Here is a 17,024-nt window from a genome sequence, read left to right as displayed (position 1 = left end):
GTCTGGGGGCGGGTTCGGAGCCAGCGGGGTCAGGGGGAGTTCGCTTCGTCCATGAGCGAACCACTTCCGGCCGTCGACGCCCCGGCGAACATCGCGGGGTGCTTGTGGCGCATCAACTCGAGCAGCCAGTCGTACGGCAGATCATCGAATTCGCCGTGCTCGCGAATGAACTCCATCGACCGGCCGTTGCCGTCGTCGAACGGGTGGTGCATGCTGTCGTGCACGCCGTCGAACTCGAGGCTGTCCATACCGTAGAGGCGACACAGCATCTCGTTGAACACCGGTGTCGCACGCACCCACCTTCCGTTCAAGTACGCGGAGTTGAGCATGTGGACGAACACTTCGCCACCGACCATCCGGCGCAGCCGGTCCGAAGCGAGGTGGTTGCGCACCTCGGTGACGACCAGTTTGCTAGGGATGCCGACGGCTCGTAGGCACGCGGCGTAAAGGATCGACTTCTGCACGCAGAAGCCTTGACCGGATTCGACGATGGTGCTCGCCTGCAGACCTACCCGACTCATGTCTGTGGCGTAGACCTCGTAGAACAGGCCGTCACGCACCGCGTAGTACAGGGCTACCGCCTTGTCCACCGGCGTGCTGTGCTTGTCGGAGATGGCGGCGCGCACGAATCCATGCACCTGGGACGAATCGTGGTCGAGGAATTCCGTGGCACGTAGCCACGGTTCGACGGAGCTTTCCATGATACCTCACAGGTTCAACATGGCCGCGATTCGGTTCTTCTGGATTTCGGTGGTACCCGAATAGATGACTCCCGCGACGGAGTTACGCAGTTCCTGTTCCAGCCCGTACTCCGCCGTGTACCCGTAGCCGCCGAAGACCTGCACCGCCGACAGCGCGCTGGCCAGATTGGCCTCGCTAGCCAGTAGCTTGCTGATGGCGACCTCTACCGTTGTGTCCCTGCCTTCCCGGACGAGTTCCGCGGTGTGGTAAAGCCACATCCGGGCGGTCTCCAGCGCGACCTTCATGTCCACGATGCGATGCGAGATCGCCTGGTGCTTGCTGATCGGCGTGCCGGCCTGCACCCGTTGCCTGGCGTAGGCAACGGTCCGTTCGAGGCGACTGCGCATCTCGCCGACGTTGATGACGAACGAGCAGAGGATCTCCCATTTCATGACGTGGTCCAGGATCCAGAACCCCGAGCCGACTCGGCCGATGACGTTCTCCTTGGGCACCCGGCAGCGGTCGAGGAATACCTCCGCGAAGGGCGAGCTGCGCAGGCCCATTTTCTCGATCTTGCCGCCGAGAACGAGCCCCGGGGTGTCCCGTTCGATGAGGAAGGCCGTGATGCTGCCTGGCCCGGGATGATCGCCGGTTCGCGCATAGACGGTGAACAGGTCCGCAACCGGCGCGTTGGTCACGAAAACCTTGTTCCCGTCGAGTATGTACGAGTCATCGGCCTCCACCGCAGTGCATCGCATGTTCAGGGCGTCGGAACCACCGTCGGGCTCGGAGATGGCGTGCGCGGTGATAGAACTGCCATTGACGATGCTCGGCAGATAGCGAGCTTTGAGCGACTCGCTGCCGAACCGGTGCAGGGGGATTCCGGTGCTGACCAACTGGGTGGAGGCGGAGAAGTTCAACCCGGCGTCCCGGCAGCTGTAGCCGAGCCCCTCCAGCAGGTACATGGTCGCGGGCAGGTCCATGCCGAGGCCGCCCCACCGCTGGTCGAAGGGAGCTCGGAAGAGGTCGCTGCCGGCGAGCATCTTCCACTGCCCATGCGGGAACACCGCGGTCTGGTCGCGTTCGGAGTGCCCTTCGCCGAGCGCGGCACCGATATCCTCCAGCGCCTCCCGCAGCGCTCGCTGTTCGTCTGTCCACTGGATCACGTTGGCCTCCTCGCCGTACGGAGGTGCCCGGCTCGACGGCCGGGCACCTCTGGTGTATCGCCTGGCTTCAGTAGGCTGAGAATCCATCCTCGCTGAGTGTGTGCTGCTCGTCACCGCGGATCGGTGGATTGAAGACGCTGATCAGGTGCAGATCCTCGCCGGGTGCGGCGATGAGGTAATGCGGGTCGTTTTTGTCTAGGGCGTAGAGCACGCCTGGCTTAAGGACGCCGGAGACACTGCCGTCAGCAGTGGCGATCTCGCCGCTGCCGGCGATGCAGTAGCAGGCCTCTAAGTGGTTTCTGTACTGCAGAGCAGACTTGCTCCCGGCACGGACGAAGGTTTCAGCGACGGCGAATCCCATGTTGTCGGACTCGACCAGAAGCCTGGTGCTGAGCCCGTTGCCCCAGTCGACGGTCGGTGACTCGGACTTGTCGCGGATGATCAAAGCTACTCCCCGTGGTGCCGTTGTTTACCCGAACCGGACTTCTACTTCCAGGGGTTACCAATTTGAATCACATTGGTCTCGCCACGGGCCTTCGCTCGCGGTCGATGAGGTCACTGATCGCGGAGATGGTGCGGAAATCGTCGAGTGTCACGTCGGCGTTGCCCAGGGCTAGCCCGTACCGCTTGTCGATCCAGGCGATGAGTCTGAGTACTCCGAGGCTGTCCACGACGCCGGAGTCCAGGAGGTCGAGTTCCCGGTCCAGTTCGCTCGGGTCAACGTCGGGGAGATAGGTCTCGGTGATGTGCTCTTGGAGTTCCCTAATGGTCGACACTGGTCCCTCTTTCCAGCAGTTCGGTTCTAATCCTCTTCCGGTCGGTTTTTCCGTTAGGCATGGTTGGCAGCGGTTCCTGGCGAATGTCGAACCATTCAGGGATCGCGGTACGGGGCAGCCTGCTCGCGCAGTGCAATCGGACGGTGAGCCCGTTGAGCCTCGTTCCTGCCCCGCAGTGCACGCTGGCATGCAAGCGGTTTCCGGCCAGCTCGTCGGGAATCGCCACCACGGCTGCGTCAAGGATCTCGTCGTGGTCCAGCAGCACGCGCTCGACCTCTTGGAGGTTCGTCCGCACACCGCGCACCTTCACGTGGAAGTCGTCGCGCCCTTCCAGCCAGTGCAGCCCCGACGGATCGCGGTGGACGATGTCCCCGGTCCGAAAGTACTGCGCCGAGCCGCCCGGATCGTCGGTGAACTTCGCGGCGTCCTTGGCCGGATCCAGATACCCCTGCGTCTGGAACGGGGTGCGTACCAGGAGTTCTCCACTCCCCGCCCCGGTGAGGATGTGCCCGGTCCTATCGACAACGAGTGCATCGACGCCCGGCAGCGGATGCCCGATCGGTACGCTGGAGCCTTCTACGGGGGGCCGGATCTCATGGATGAAGCTATCGTTGGTTTCGGTGCACCCGTACACGTTAAACACACGTGCGTGCGGGAATCGTAAGAACAGCTCTGCGGCAAGCCCGGGACGCATCGCGTCACCGGTCAGGATCAGCTCCCGCGTATTGAACCGCGCTGCTGCGTCGGTGTGCTCGGCAATCAGTCGGAACGCCATCGGAACGCTTTGGAATACCTCGATCGTGTCATCGGCGAGCAGACCGGCCAGATACCTGCCGTCAGTGGCCCGCACAGGATCGACCAACCGCACGCAGCCACCTCGCGCGAGGGTAGTCCACAGGTCCAGCAGACACAGGTCGAAGTTGAACGGCGAGTAGTTCAGCACGCGAGTTCCGCGTCCGATGCCGAAGGCATCGGCGGCCCATGAGGCAAAGGCGTCGAATCCACTGTGGCCAATCGGAACCACCTTGGGCACTCCAGTACTGCCAGATGTGGTCAACAGCAGCGACGTGTGGGAGACGCCGCCTCGCTGCTGCCAGAAGCCGCTGCGGACAGCCAGCGGCTCCAACTGAATGGAATCGGCGTCATCGGCGGCTCGGACTAGGTGGGAACAGCCGGAGCCCACCGCGAGTTCACGGAGAACAACTTCGCCGAGATCCACCGAGGGAACCAGCACGGCAAATTCGGCCAATTGACAACCGACGAGCAGTGCCACAGTCGCGGGTGATTTCATGGCGGGCACGCAGAGCAGTCGCCGCTGGTAACCAAATCTATTAAACAGACCCCGTCGCATGGCCATCGCCATTCGATAAAGTTCCCCGTAGCTGACGGCTTCGTCTCGCCACAGCAGCGCGATGTCATCCGGGTTGTCCCACGCATGACGTTCAATACTTGAGAGGAAATCCGGAGACGGCATTGCTGCTTCCTTTCCGAAGCCAAAGTACGCCACCTATGGAATCCGCGCTGAAGGTCGCGTAGTACGCGACCAAAATAATTGTCCCATGAGAACGATGACGGAATTTCCGAACGGGTGGGCCGCTCAGCTCGTTGGGAACACGCCGGCCTCGATGTCGGGCTGCTGCAGCGGCCTGGTCGCCAGCGAATCGTCGGCTTTTGCGCGCTCGGCGATCTCGCGGCAGGTCACAAACTCGACGTCGTCGCAGGACTGTCCGTACTCAATTAACGAACGCAGCGCTTCGGCTCGCCCGGCGCGCCCGGTGAGGAAAGGGTGGTTGGTGAGCATGAACAACGAGTTGTACCGGCGCATCGCGTCGAGCTCGTACTTCCACATCGACAAGACCTTGAGCGGTTCTTCGATGATCGAGCCGATCTGCGGCGCGGGGAGAAACGCGTACTGCTCCCAGTCATCCAGCGACCAGTGCGGCGGTAACTCTACGACTGAACCGGATTCTGTGGGAACGTGGTAAGGCCGGTCGTCGTTCATGAGGGACGAGTCGTAGAGCAGCCCGTACTCGGCAACCAGCGAGGCGGTCTGCCAGCTTGCTTCCCACAGGCCCGCTCGGTGACCATAAATGTCTACGCCCTGGTTCTTGAAGACTTCGAGCGCGCGCTCGAAGTCGCGGCGCTCCTCGGCGGCGGTCATCGACGATGCAGGAACGTGGCTGTAGGAGTGGTGAGCGATCTCGTGCCCTGCCTCGGCGACTTGGGCAACCAGGTTCGGGCGCCGTTCGGCCACCCAGCCAGGGAAGTAAAACGTGGCCGGCACCTGGAGATCTTTGAGTATACCGAGGATTCGTGGCACACCGATGTCGGGGCCGAAAGCCTGGTGGGTCATCGTCATGGCGTGTTTTGCGTATTTCGCGTCCATAGAGAGCACGCCGGTTTCGGCGTCGACGTCGAAGGTAAGCGCCACGGCTGCGGATTTCCCAGGACTGAGCCAGCTTGAAGTCATGGTCACAACTTTATGCATTAATCAGCAGCGACTCAATGTGAAAATTTCCAATACATTAAGTATTGAAATATAGAATGAAACATGCCGCCGGAAGTTGTAATATGACTCGTGCAAATGCCGCAACATTGCTACGATAAATATATCATTCGTTGGCAAATGGCCCCACGGATGAAGCCAATGTCCAGGCGAAGTCGGTTCGTGGCCAGGATCAATGTTATCCGGTCTCGTCGGACGCATAACGTGGGGAGGCTCGGCTCGGCCGGTGTAGTCGTTGCCTGCGCCCGCCCGGCGGGCGTGCTTCCTTACGGTCGGGTCAATGTGCTTGAACACCTTATCGGCATGTCCGTCGCTTGTTCGGCGCTGTAGTTCCGTCCATTGACCGCCGACGCGACTTGCCAATGAGGTGATCTCTCTGCCTCATTCCGGCCGGGCAGCCCCGGGGTGCGAGTAGCGACGCTGGGTTCGCCACAGTGCCCCGACGGCGTCTTGTGGTGTTGCCTGTCCGGCTTCGTCGGTGAGCAGCCAGCGCAACGCCTCTTTGCCGAGGTGGCCGAACAGCCGGGCGTAGGAGGCGAACGTCGTGGAGACCGCAGGCACTACGAAGAACAGCGGCGCATCCGGTATGGAGCCCTCCTACTGACCTTCGTGTTTTAGAGCGACAGTTTGGCGTGTGGAGGAATGAGTAGGCCAGGTGCTCGGCTGGGCGGACGCGGTCGATGCCGCGCTCGGCGAGCGTGATGGCTTCCTCGATGGTGTCGGGGCAGAGGTTGGCCAGTTCGACGCCTTTGACGTTGGACCACAGTGCTTCCACGGGGTTGAGGTCGGGGGCGTAGCCAGGGAGCCGCTCGACGGTCAGCCACTCGGTTTGGGTGGCCAGGAAGGCGGTCATGGCTTTGCTGCGGTGGGCGGGAAGCCCGTCCGCGCAAGACAGCAGCGCGTCGCGAACGAACTGCAGCTGCTGCTCGTCGAGCTTGGGCACCCGACCCGGCGGGCCTGCACTTGACCAGCGCGTCCCGCCCACCGGGCGTCCATTTCTTGTGCCAGCGGTGGACATTCTGTCGCGAGGTCTCCAGCAACCGCGCGACCTCGGCCTGCGAGAAGCCCTGCCCGAACAACTCCGCCGCGACCAGTCGCACCGACTCCATCGCGACCCGATCCCGCCGCACCACCACACGCTGCTTGAGCTTCACTGGCCATGACCGGCGCTGTCCATGGTTTGCTGGGGCCATGATCTCCATGACATCGATACCTGGCGTTGTAGTTGAGCCTGGCGGGGGTTGGCGGCTCAGCGTGGCCCGAGTCTGCTTCGTCTGCCAGGGCGGCGCGTCATGACCGGGCGCTGGGGCTCCCCGCCCCGCGAAGCGGTCGCCGTGCGGACGGCCCCGCCGTTCGACGCCGAGCTGGGCGCCGCTTTGGCGGCCCTGGGCGACCTGTTGAGGGAACGGCTCACTCCGGAGAACCTCGCCGCCCAGCGGGAACGAGACGCCGCGAGCCGACCCCGGCCCACCGCAGCCGAGTTGCGGGCCGACGGCCGCTTCACCGTCGAGGAGCTGAGCGTGCCCGGTCTCCCGGGGAGTCCGGACGTCACGCTGGTGTACGCGCGGCCCGCCGACGCCACCGGGCTGCTGCCGGTGCTGTACTACATGCACGGCGGCGGGATGATCATGGGCAACGCCTGGTCCGTTCTGCCGAAAATCCTCCGCGACTGGTCCGCCCCGCTTGGCCTGGCCGTCGTGTCCGTGGAATACCGACTGGCGCCGGAGACGCGCTACCCCGGGCCGCTGGAAGACTGCCACGCGGGACTTTTGTGGACCGTCGGCCACGCGGAGGAGCTCGGCATCGACGACAAGCGCGTGATCATCGGAGGCAAGAGCGCCGGCGGCGGGCTCGCCGCGGCCCTGGCGCTGCTCAACCGGGACCGGGGCGACGGACATACACCCATTGGGCAGCTCCTGCAGTGCCCGATGCTCGACGACCGCCTCAATACCCACTCCGCCCACCAGATGACCGACATCGGTTTATGGGACAGATCCTCGACCGCCGTCGCCTGGCAAGCCTACCTGGGCGACCGGTACGGAGCCCCGGACCTGCCGCCCTACGCCGCCCCCGCCCGCACCACCGACCTGAGCGGGCTGCCGCCCACCTACCTCGACGTCGGCTCAGCGGAGACCTTCCGCGACGAGAACGTCGCCTACGCCCAAGCGATCTGGCGTGCCGGCGGCGACGCCGAGCTCCACGTCTGGCCCGGCGCCTTCCATGGCTTCGACTCCGTCGCCCCTACCGCGGCCCTTACTCGCGAAGCCCGCCACGCCCGAACCCAGTGGCTCAGCCGCATACTCGGGCGCACCCGCCGAAAATAACGCACTAATCCTTTCCAACGTGCCGAGCAAGCCGGGTAGTTGGACTGACAACGCGGTAAAGCACCTGGTATATGGGTTTTCGGCCAAGAAGAACCGTCTCCACCCGGGGCCTCGTGCGTTTGTCTACCCGTCGGGCGTCGAGGTGTCCAGCTCTGCCCTCCGCTTCCTCGCATAACGGCTTGAGAGGACGTCGCCGCGCGATCGGCAGCCGTTGGCGGCGTTTGAGCGCCGGTCGACAGGCCCTTCTTACACTCGCCCAACCTCGCAACGGGAGATCTATTTGGCAAAAGGTGCCCTGCGTCCTCTCACTCGATCAATGTGCGCGCGAGGTGGGCGAGGTCGTCGGCTTCGACGTCGAAGGCGTCGGTGGGTTCTGGGGTGCCCTCTCCTGCTCGGGCCACGTATGCCGTTCGGATGCCTTTCGCCGCTGCGGCGCGCAGGTCCCAGGGGTGTGCCGCGACGAGCATGCTCTGCTCGGGTTCGACGCGGAGGAGATCCAGCGCCATCTCGTACACCACGGGGTCGGGCTTGTAGGAGCGCACGAGTTCGCTGGAAAGCACGCAGTGCCAAGGTAGAGTGCCTCGGCGGCTGATAGCGGCGAGCATCGCCGTGGTTGCGTTGGACAACGCCACCAGGGTGAAACGTCCGGACAGGGCGCGGAGAGCAGGCGTCGCATCCGGCCACGGGCGCAGCCGTTGGGTGACCAGTGCGAGCCGGTCCAGGGCCGAGGCGTCAACGGTGAGTCCTTGTTCTTCGACTGCTGTGGCCAGGGCGAGGCGGTTGATCTCCGCCAGCGGCGCCCGACTCACCTGCGAGAATCGAGTTCAGCCGCCGGGTACACTCGCCCAACCACGTTGCGGCCAGCGGCTTGCCGTGTCCGCTCTGACCGGTCGCGTCGTGTACCGCCTGTTCGACCTCGCCGAGCACGTCGCCGAGCTGGCCACGCCTGAGCAGGTCCGCGAGTTCGTCACGCTGCTGTCCAGCGACAAGGTCAACGACGCCATCCTCACCCACACCGAGCGCCCGCGGGTGGAGACGCTGATCCCGGACGAGGACGATCCGAATACGTTCCTGACCGTGCCGGATCACTCCGTGATCGTCGGTGTCCACGGTGACCGCGGCGCGCTTTCCTACCAGGGCAACGACGGCCACGGTACCGAGCCGGTCCACTTCTACAGTCGTGGCGACGGCCCCGAACAGCCTGTGCTGTACGAAACCGACGAGTTCCCCCCGCGCTGCGAAGTCACCATCGACACGATCAGGAAGGCGTTGATCGAGTTCCTGCGGACCGCCAAGCGCCCGGTCACGCTGACCTGGCAACCCGCACACGACTCCGCCCACCAGTGATCCCATCGGTGGGCGTACCCGCCGAGCATTGCGCCGCCCAGTACGGCAGTCCGCAATAGACACGCGAACCACCGAAAAGATCACTCATCCTCGTTAACAGACGGCCCCAAACTCACCCCAGATAAGAACTCAACATAAATCCGCGTTGCTTACGACCGCCCGTTGTCCGGGAGATTCGCCGATGCTTCCTGTGGGAACCGTTCCGTCTTGTTTGCTGTCGGTGTTGGAAGGGGTGCGTTCGGTGTTCACCGCGCCGACGTTCGCGACGTTCACCTCGCTGGTGACCGGCCTGCTGGCGGCCACAGGGCCCCGGACGGTAACGGGAATGTGGAGCGCGGCCGGACTGGCGGGACGGTCCCATCACGCTCGGGCGCACCGGTTTTTCTCCCATTCCCGCTGGGATCTGGATTCGCTGGGGTTGCTGCTGGCCCGGCTGGTGGTGGCCCGCTTCGTCCCGGCCAGGCAAGCCCTGACGGTGGTGGTCGACGACACGTTGTTTCACCGCTACGGTGCCAAGACCCGCGGGGTGTTCTGGCAGCACGACGGCTCGGCGAAGGGCCACGACGGGATCGGGCGGGGTAACTGCTTCGTGGTCGTCGGACTCATCGTGACCGTGCCGTTTTTGACCAGGACGGTCTGTCTGCCGATCCTGTTCCGGTTGCACATCCCCCGATCGGGCGTCTCCAAGCCCGACGCGGCCCGGGCACTGGTCGGGTTGCTCGCCCGCGCGTTCCCCGAACGCACCCTCCACGTGGTGGCCGACGCCGCTTACCGGGGACCGGCGTGGCGCACTCTGCCCGGCACCACCACGTTCACCACCCGCCTGGCAGCCAACGCCGTGCCGTATGCCCTACCGCCCGAGCCCACGGGCAAGCGCGGGCATCCCACATGGAAAGGCGCGAGACTCGGGACCTGCACCGATCTCGCGGCCACGGCCACATGGCGAACCACGGAAGTGATCCGTTACGGCAAGACCGAAACCGTGCACATCGCCACCGTCACCTGCCTGTGGTGGGGCTCGCTGCACCGTACCCCGGTCACCGTGGTGCTGATCAAGGAGACCGACTCGGCCCGGCCGTACAACCTATCTGCGACGGTTCTGCTGCCCGAAAAGCGGCTCACCCGGGCTCATCTACGAAGAGCCCGGATACCCCCTACCCCGGTATAGGAGCCTGAGACCTATTGGGTTCCTGTCGGGGAATTTCGGGGCACCTTGAGGACCGGCTGGTGTTCTTGGGTGGGACCTGGAGGGGGCGGGTGGCGGGGACCTTGTAGCGAGGGCAGTCCAGGTGCCAGGTGTGGCTGCCGCCGATCCAGTGTTTGATGCAGTTGATCAATCGATCGGTATCTGCGCGTTCGTCCTGCGCTAGCGCCTGGTAAAGGTCGGAGGCCAGGAGCTGTTGCTCGGTGGCCAGGAAGTTCTCAACGATGGAGTGAGCGATCGACTCGGCGATCCGGGCGGCCTCCGGCCAGGTGCACTGTTCCTGGTAGGCGAGGACGATCACGATGTTATCGGTGTTGCCCTCACTCCACTCATTGCGCGCGGAGACCAGGTCGTTACTGATGGAGATAAGGTCGACCGCGTCCCGGCGCAACCGCAGCATCGCCTCGGTGGCGTGGATGGCGGTGGGGACCTCGAAGTGCCCGGCTGCCTCGATCCAGTCGAACGTGGTCTCAGGCCCTGAGGTCTTGCGGCGCAGCTCGAAGTACTCCTCCAGCGTGGGGATGGTCTCGGTGGCATTGTTGCGGGCTTCCTCGAGGTAGCCCTTGAAGGTGGCCGCCCAGTGGGCTTCGTGCCGTGCCCGCCATGCCGTGGAGGTGCGGGCGAGCAGCCTCCTGTTAAGCGTCCGCCACGCGTGAACCAGCGGGATGGCCACGGCCTCGGCAGGCTCACGGGAGGGGTCGATCATACCGTGGAAGTAGGCCTCCAGGACGTCCTCGGTCCACGGGAAACGCGCTTGGCGGTCGAGGGAGTCGTCCCATAGCCACGCCCATCCGACGAGGTCGGTGACTAGGTCGAGGTCCTCGCCGCTGGCCCAGGGGTAGACGTGCGCGATGAACAGAGGGAAGTCGGCGTGCTTGTAGGCGTACTCCGCTTTGCGGTCCGGCCACAGACCGTGCTGGGCCACCCAAGCGTAGTGTCGCTCTCGGGCCCGGTCCACATCCGGGCTGACCTCCGACGGGAAAGGCAGATCGAGGCGTACGCCATCGATGCCGTAGTCGGTCTCGATGTGCATAGGGTTCCTCCTGGATATTCAGCGGAATGACGGGAGACCGTCACGTTCCGTTCTGTGGGAGCCCGGCGGTGCGATCCCCCGGGCCACCCGGCATCCTCAACCTCAGGGTTGATGCGTTCGCGCGTGGTGAGACGCGTCCCCGCACCGTCTGTCTCGCGATCCGAGATTTCAGTGGCTGGCCGGTGAGTTACGGGTTGCGTGCCAGCATCAGCCCGTCTTGGGACGCGAGAACGCATCACTCCTGTCCTCAACTGCTGAGCGGGGCGATGGAGTTTTCAGGTTGGTCGGCGGATAGAACTTGCTCGCCCACTTGCGATATTCCCCGATAAGCCCGTCCTTACGGGAAAGTTTCGGACGCTCCATATACCTCTTGTGGTGCCAGATTGGGACGTCAGTCATGATGTCCCGCTTTAGAGCTTTGAGCACGCCGGAGCTGACAGCCCGCGCCGCCCCGCTGGAGACCGGGGAGCGCAAGAAGGCAGGGACGTGACGGCCCCAGGTAACGCGTGAACTGACGGCCAGGTGCAAACGAACACGCCAAGGGGCGATGGGGGTAGGTAGCACCCAGTTGACAGCATAGATGCCGAATTCCGGTAGGTCCGCGACGACGGAAGTGCCACCCAGGCCGAAGGCTGTCGTGCTCACGACGTGCTGCCGTTGGCCGAGAAGTGGCAGTCGCCGATTGATCTTGCTCTCGAGGTAATAGATCGGTCCGTCTTCTCGTGCTGGGGAGGCCTCGCCGAGGAATTCGACTCCGTGGAGAGGCTCGATGTGCCAATAGTCGAAGGCGTTCTCGCCTACCTCCTGAGGATGGCTCGCGAAGTCCGTTACTCGGTACACTGGAGCGTGGTCGCCGGTCAGGTCTAGGTCCGGCAGATTCCAGGAGGGAGCGTCGCCGTTATGGTGATGCCAGGCCCAGACGATTCCGTAGGCTTCCGTGATCTTGACCAGACTCAGGGATGCCTTGGGAGGCGGGCCAAAGGGCGTCCGAACGCACTTCCCGTCCACATCGAAGCCGAATTTGTGGAATGGGCAGACTAAATGTTCTCCATCGACTGTCCCCCCTGCGCCAAGATGCGCCCCGAGATGGGGGCAGTACGGGCGGGACGCCCGCAGTATCCCGCTACGGGTGCGATAAATGACGAGGTCCTCGCCCATGAAGGGGCGTGTTTGCACTACCCCCGGAAGCCATTCTGTGGAGAATCCCACACAGAACCAACCATCGGGGTACGGAAGCGGAGGTGATGCAGGGTTGGCTTCTTGCGGCTGGTTTTGTGATCCAGGTGGCGTGTAGCTACGGATTTTCATTTCCACCTCTCTAGATCGCGATGCGGCAGGCTGTGCCGGTGCGTGACGAGCGGGGTACCGGCTGTGCCCCGGCTGGTCGGCGGATAGAACTTGCTCGCCCACTTGCGAAATGTCCCGATAAGTCCGTCCTTACGGGAAAGTTTCGGATGCTCCAGATACGTCTTGTGGTGCCAGATTGGGAAGTCACGCATGATGTCCCGCTCTAGAGCTACGAGCATGCCGGAGCTGACGGCCCGCGCCGCCCCGCTGGAGACCGGGGAGCGCAAGAAGGCAGGGACGTGACGGCCCCAGGTAACGCGTGAACTGACGGCCAGGTGCAAACGAATACGCCATGGGTCGATGGGGGTAGCCAGCACCCAATTGACAGAACGGATGCCGAGTTGGGCTAGGTCCACGACGACGGAAATGCCGCCCAGGCCGATGACTTTCGCGCTCACGCTGTGCTGCCGATGGCCGAGAAGTGGCAGTCGCCGATTGATCTTGATTTCGATGTCGTAAAACGGTCCGTCTTCTCGTGGTGGGGAGGCCTCGCCGAGGAATTCGACTCCGTGGAGTGGCTGGATGTGCCCATAGTCGAAGGAGTTCTCGCATACATCCTGAGGGTGGCCCGCCATGTCCGTTCCTCGGTACACCGGAGCGTGGTCGCCGGGCAGGTCCAGGTCCGGCAGATTCCAGGAGGGAGCGTCGCCGTTATGGTGATGCCAGGCCCAGACGATTCCGTAGGCTTCCGTGATCTTGACCAGACTCAGGGATGCCTTGGGAGGCGGGCCAAAGGGCGTCCGAACGCACTTCCCGTCCACATCGAAGCCGAATTTGTGGAATGGGCAGACTAAGTGTTCTCCATCGACTGTCCCCCCTGCGCCAAGATGCGCCCCGAGATGGGGGCAGTACGGGCGGGACGCCCGCAGTATCCCGCTACGGGTGCGATAAATGACGAGGTCCTCGCCCATGAAGGGGCGTGTTTGCACTACCCCCGGAAGCCATTCTGTGGAGAATCCCACACAGAACCAACCATCGGGGTACGGAAGCGGAGGTGATGCAGGGTTGGCTTCTTGCGGCTGGTTTTGTGATCCAGGTGGCGTGTAGCTACGGATTTTCATTTCCACCTCTCTAGATCGCGATGCGGCAGGCTGTGCCGGTGCGTGACGAGCGGGGTACCGGCTGTGCCCCGGCTGGTCGGCGGATAGAACTTGCTCGCCCACTTGCGATATGTCCCGATAAGTCCGTCCTTACGGGAAAGTTTCGGACGCTCCACATACCTTTTGTGGTGCCAGATTGGGAAGTCACGCTTGACGTCCTGCGCTAGAGCTACGAGCATGCCGGAGCTGACAGCCCGCGCCGCCCCGCTGGAGACCGGGGAGCGCAAGTAGGCAGGGACGTGACGGCCCCAGGTAACGCGTGAACTGACGGCCAGGTATACACGAACACGCCAAGGGGCGATGGGGGTAGCCAGCACCCAATTGACAGAACGGATGCCGAGTTGGGCTAGGTCCATGACGACGGAAATGCCGCCCAGGCCGATGACTTTCGCGCTCACGCTGTGCTGCCGATGGCCGAGAAGTGGCAGTCGCCGATCAATCTTGCTCTCGAGGTGGTAGATCGGTCCGTCTTCTCGTGATGGGGAGGCCTCGCCGAGGAATTCGACTCCGTGGAGAGGCTGGAGGTGCCCATAGTCGAAGAAGTTCTCGCATACATCCTGAGGGTGGCCCGCCATGTCCGTTCCTCGGTACACCGGAGCGTGGTCGCCGGGCAGGTCCAGGTCCGGCAGATTCCAGGAGGGAGCGTCGCCGTTATGGTGATGCCAGGCCCAGACGATTCCGTAGGCTTCCGTGATCTTGACCAGACTCAGGGATGCCTTGGGAGGCGGGCCAAAGGGCGTCCGAACGCACTTCCCGTCCACATCGAAGCCGAATTTGTGGAATGGGCAGACTAAGTGTTCTCCATCGACTGTCCCCCCTGCGCCAAGATGCGCCCCGAGATGGGGGCAGTACGGGCGGGACGCCCGCAGTATCCCGCTACGGGTGCGATAAATGACGAGGTCCTCGCCCATGAAGGGGCGTGTTTGCACTACCCCCGGAAGCCATTCTGTGGAGAATCCCACACAGAACCAACCATCGGGGTACGGAAGCGGAGGTGATGCAGGGTTGGCTTCTTGCGGCTGGTTTTGTGATCCAGGTGGCGTGTAGCTACGGATTTTCATTTCCACCTCTCTAGATCGCGATGCGGCAGGCTGTGCCGGTGCGTGACGAGCGGGGTACCGGCTGTGTCCCCATACAGAACGAGCGCGGGGAGATCGGCAGTACTGTCCGCGGTCGCGGGGTGCGAGACGAGGTCTCCGCCACGTACTGGCTACGGCCAGCGACCGCCTTTCGCTGTCGACTCAGGCCCCCGGGAGCGCACCGGCGGCCAGCGTATTCCCATCCGGGCCGGATTACCCGGTGCGCTTCCCGCGCCCAGGTCGGGCACTGTGCAGGCGTTCGGCGTAGACGGTGGCCGGTCTGCTCCTTCACTCCTCTCCATGGGTGGGACACCATGACGGTCGGGAGGCAGCCCACCTGATGGTCGTCGGGCGGGTGCAGGTGCCCGGCGAGCGTCAGCCCGCTGCTCCGGAATGTGACGCCTATCTTCATTCCTCTCCGGTTCCACTGCTCTCGGTCCTTTCGAGGACGGAGATGCGGAAAACGTTGAGGCCACTGGCGTCGAGGTAGTTCTGGTACGCGGGGCCGAAGCCGGTGAAGTGCCGCCTGACTTCGTCGTGTTCCTCTCCGGTGAGCAGGCGGGCCGTGACGGGAACGACGGTGGTTGTCCGCTGTGACCGTCGCTTGTGGAGCCACGAGCAGGTTGGTGGACCAGACGGGGTGGTTGCGGTGCCCGAAGTTCGACGCGACGACGGCGAACGAATCACCGTGTGGCTTGTAGAACAGCGGAGTGGACCGCGGGTGCCCGGTGCGGTGGCCGGTGGTGGTGAGCAGCAGGATGCCGGCTCCGGTGGTGCCTCCGACGCTGAAGCGGCCCTTGGCCGCCGGGGACAGCCCTCTGAAGTGACACGCCCACTGCCCCACCTCGGGGTACGTGCGGCACCATTCCCTGGTCTTCCGCACCAAGGCGGCGGTCTCCGGATGCTCGCGGCGTGGCAGAAGCATCGTCAACGCGGGTAGGTAATACTCACTCTCGTTGCTTTCCAAAAGGTGACTCCTGGCCATGACCCTCCTATCCCGAGGTTGAACAATGCGACGCTTCGGATGGGACTCCAGCTCTTGCGGCGTCCGGAGGGTGTCGTCATCGGGTACGTGTGGTCGCGGCGTGGGCCATCGCGCGGAGGTGGACTTTGGCGTCGGCCGTGATCGGGGCCGTGTGCAGTGCGGTCAGTGCGCGAGCGCTCCGTTGGGTGATCATGGTTTCGACCATGGCGTGGGCTCCGCAGTCGGTGATGATCTCGCGTAGGGTAGCGGCGCCGTCGGCGTCGAGGCCGGGGTTGCCGTACAACATCTCCAGCTGTTTGGCCTGGGTAGGGCTGGCTTGCTGTCGAGCCAGTGCGATGAGCACGGTAGGTTTGCCCTCACGCAGATCCCCTGTGGTGGACTTGCCGGTGGTGGCCGGATCGCCGAAGACCCCGAGGATGTCGTCGCGCAACTGGAACGCCTCACCGAGCGGGAGCGCGAAGTCGGTGTAGGCCCGCAACACCGCCGGGCTCGCGCCGGCCAGAACGGCGCCCAGGTGCAGCGGACGTTCGACGGTGTACTTGCCGGACTTGAGCTGGATGACGCGCAGCGCCTCACGCACGCCGCCGCCGCCGTGGCCGAGCAAGTCCAGGTACTGACCGAGCACGAGCTCGGTGCGGGTCTGGTGCAGCAGGTCACGGGCCCGGCGCCAGCGATCGATGGGAATGGCACAGGAGTCGAGGAGTGCGTCCGACCACACCAGACACAGGTCGCCGGCCAGGATCGCCAATGCCAGGCCAGCGTGTTCGGGGATGCCCGGCCACTGGGTGCGCCAGTGCAGGTCGGCCAGTGTCCGGTGCAGCGTCGGGCGACCTCGGCGGGTGTCGCTGGAGTCCATGATGTCGTCGTGGATCAACGCGAAGGCGTGGAAGATCTCCAGCGAGGCCGCTGCACGAATGACGGCTTGCTCGACGGCGTCGGTGTGTTGGTCTTCGGCGCCGCGCCAGCCCCAGTAGCAGAACAGTGGACGTAGCCTTTTCCCCTTGCTCAGGACGAACTCCCGGACCTTCAGGAACACCTCGGTGATCGGTTCCTGTTCCCGGAACTGCGCGCCAGCTTGGTCGAGGAAGGCCGCCAGTAAGCGGTCGATGCGCTCACGTGGTTCGGTGTGGTCCACCAAATGGCTTATTGTGCTGATCTCGGTCACGCTCGGCTCCCCAATCGGCCTGTTGCCACCTGCAGGCGGGGCTGGTGGGTGCGCATTCGGTAGTGCGGCGCTTCGGCTACGGTGTGAGTATTGAACGTCCATTGTGGACTCAATTCAGATCACGTGTGCCGCCCACTGCGTGGGATCTCACTCTGATGTGCGGCCTAGTGGTTTCTCGCGCACCACCATTGGATAGTGGGCAGTGCGAACGTGCGGGTCTCGTTGGAGGTGGTGATCTCCTGCACCTCACCTTAGCCGTACTCGGCCAGGTGGTCCAGCACCTGCATCACCAGGTGGCTCAGCAGTTGGGG

General features: G+C 64.0%; 17 protein-coding genes and 3 pseudogenes. 4 read left to right on the top strand and 16 right to left on the bottom strand.

What is annotated here, in order from left to right:
• Positions 1-29: 29 nt before the first annotated feature.
• The 9 genes and pseudogenes from DL519_RS15220 to DL519_RS49975 form a co-directional block, all read right to left on the bottom strand.
• Positions 30-701 (bottom strand): transglutaminase-like domain-containing protein, encoded by a 672-nt coding sequence (locus DL519_RS15220; RefSeq protein WP_190815712.1) that lies wholly within the window; start codon positions 699-701, stop codon positions 30-32.
• A gap of 6 nt (positions 702-707) precedes the next feature.
• Positions 708-1,847, bottom strand: coding sequence for an acyl-CoA dehydrogenase family protein (locus DL519_RS15215; RefSeq protein WP_190815710.1), 1,140 nt, complete (start codon positions 1,845-1,847; stop codon positions 708-710).
• Between the two features lie 67 nt (positions 1,848-1,914).
• Positions 1,915-2,292, bottom strand: a complete 378-nt coding sequence (locus tag DL519_RS15210; protein ID WP_190815709.1) for an ectoine synthase — start codon at positions 2,290-2,292, stop codon at positions 1,915-1,917.
• A gap of 67 nt (positions 2,293-2,359) precedes the next feature.
• The gene (locus tag DL519_RS15205) at positions 2,360-2,623 is read right to left on the bottom strand and encodes an acyl carrier protein (protein WP_190815707.1); all 264 of its coding nucleotides are present in this window, start codon (positions 2,621-2,623) and stop codon (positions 2,360-2,362) included.
• The gene (locus tag DL519_RS15200; protein WP_190815705.1) at positions 2,610-4,130 is read right to left on the bottom strand and encodes an AMP-binding protein; all 1,521 of its coding nucleotides are present in this window, start codon (positions 4,128-4,130) and stop codon (positions 2,610-2,612) included. Before DL519_RS15200 ends, DL519_RS15205 begins: the two co-directional genes overlap by 14 nt.
• 90 nt (positions 4,131-4,220) lie before the next feature.
• Positions 4,221-5,093 carry a polysaccharide deacetylase family protein gene (locus tag DL519_RS15195; protein WP_190823995.1) on the bottom strand — a complete coding sequence of 291 codons (873 nt, stop codon included), beginning with the start codon at positions 5,091-5,093 and terminating at the stop codon, positions 4,221-4,223.
• Positions 5,094-5,510: 417 nt separating this feature from the next.
• Positions 5,511-5,690 (bottom strand): hypothetical protein, encoded by a 180-nt coding sequence (locus DL519_RS15190; RefSeq protein ID WP_190824619.1) that lies wholly within the window; start codon positions 5,688-5,690, stop codon positions 5,511-5,513.
• 244 nt (positions 5,691-5,934) lie between these two features.
• Positions 5,935-5,982: pseudogene (locus DL519_RS48665) on the bottom strand (hypothetical protein); the annotation flags it as partial.
• 127 nt (positions 5,983-6,109) lie between these two features.
• Positions 6,110-6,238, bottom strand: a pseudogene (locus DL519_RS49975) (helix-turn-helix domain-containing protein); the annotation flags it as partial.
• Between the two features lie 183 nt (positions 6,239-6,421).
• On the opposite strand from DL519_RS49975, the gene DL519_RS15180 reads away from it, so the two are divergent.
• Both DL519_RS15180 and DL519_RS15175 read left to right on the top strand, forming a co-directional pair.
• Positions 6,422-7,453: an alpha/beta hydrolase gene (locus DL519_RS15180; protein ID WP_190815701.1), complete on the top strand. Its 1,032-nt coding sequence runs from the start codon at positions 6,422-6,424 to the stop codon at positions 7,451-7,453.
• A gap of 64 nt (positions 7,454-7,517) precedes the next feature.
• Positions 7,518-7,728: pseudogene (locus DL519_RS15175) on the top strand (hypothetical protein); the annotation flags it as partial.
• Positions 7,729-7,758: 30 nt separating this feature from the next.
• Here DL519_RS15175 and DL519_RS15170 read toward each other — a convergent pair.
• Positions 7,759-8,262, bottom strand: a complete 504-nt coding sequence (locus DL519_RS15170) for a haloacid dehalogenase type II (RefSeq protein WP_190815699.1) — start codon at positions 8,260-8,262, stop codon at positions 7,759-7,761.
• 64 nt (positions 8,263-8,326) lie between these two features.
• Between DL519_RS15170 and DL519_RS15165 the strand changes: the two genes are divergently transcribed.
• Together DL519_RS15165 and DL519_RS15160 are read left to right on the top strand one after the other, a co-directional pair.
• The gene (locus tag DL519_RS15165; RefSeq protein WP_190815697.1) at positions 8,327-8,800 is read left to right on the top strand and encodes an Imm1 family immunity protein; all 474 of its coding nucleotides are present in this window, start codon (positions 8,327-8,329) and stop codon (positions 8,798-8,800) included.
• A gap of 181 nt (positions 8,801-8,981) precedes the next feature.
• Complete coding sequence (locus DL519_RS15160; RefSeq protein ID WP_449619123.1) at positions 8,982-9,968, top strand: IS701 family transposase; 987 nt, start codon at positions 8,982-8,984, stop codon at positions 9,966-9,968.
• Here the strand turns inward: DL519_RS15160 and DL519_RS15155 are convergent.
• From DL519_RS15155 to DL519_RS15130, 6 genes are all read right to left on the bottom strand, one after another.
• Complete coding sequence (locus DL519_RS15155; RefSeq protein ID WP_190815693.1) at positions 9,955-11,037, bottom strand: terpene synthase family protein; 1,083 nt, start codon at positions 11,035-11,037, stop codon at positions 9,955-9,957. The two genes, DL519_RS15160 and DL519_RS15155, sit on opposite strands and share 14 nt — an antisense overlap.
• Positions 11,038-11,244: 207 nt before the next feature.
• Positions 11,245-12,345: a Rieske 2Fe-2S domain-containing protein gene (locus DL519_RS15150; RefSeq protein WP_190815691.1), complete on the bottom strand. Its 1,101-nt coding sequence runs from the start codon at positions 12,343-12,345 to the stop codon at positions 11,245-11,247.
• Complete coding sequence (locus DL519_RS15145) at positions 12,342-13,445, bottom strand: Rieske 2Fe-2S domain-containing protein (protein ID WP_190815689.1); 1,104 nt, start codon at positions 13,443-13,445, stop codon at positions 12,342-12,344. The genes DL519_RS15150 and DL519_RS15145 overlap by 4 nt, the downstream gene beginning before the upstream one ends.
• Positions 13,442-14,545 (bottom strand): Rieske 2Fe-2S domain-containing protein, encoded by a 1,104-nt coding sequence (locus tag DL519_RS15140; protein ID WP_190815688.1) that lies wholly within the window; start codon positions 14,543-14,545, stop codon positions 13,442-13,444. Before DL519_RS15140 ends, DL519_RS15145 begins: the two co-directional genes overlap by 4 nt.
• A 10-nt stretch (positions 14,546-14,555) precedes the next feature.
• A complete protein-coding gene (locus DL519_RS49970) occupies positions 14,556-15,488 on the bottom strand; it encodes a nitroreductase family deazaflavin-dependent oxidoreductase (protein WP_190823994.1) in 933 nt (310 codons plus the stop codon).
• Positions 15,489-15,624: 136 nt separating this feature from the next.
• Positions 15,625-16,713, bottom strand: coding sequence for a polyprenyl synthetase family protein (locus DL519_RS15130; RefSeq protein WP_223839033.1), 1,089 nt, complete (start codon positions 16,711-16,713; stop codon positions 15,625-15,627).
• Between the last annotated feature and the right edge of the window lie 311 nt (positions 16,714-17,024).

It is taken from the genome of Saccharopolyspora pogona, assembly GCF_014697215.1.
In the GTDB taxonomy this organism is placed as follows: domain Bacteria; phylum Actinomycetota; class Actinomycetes; order Mycobacteriales; family Pseudonocardiaceae; genus Saccharopolyspora; species Saccharopolyspora hattusasensis.
Note: the sequence above shows the minus strand (reverse complement) of the source record. Positions and strands in the feature narration are given on the sequence as shown.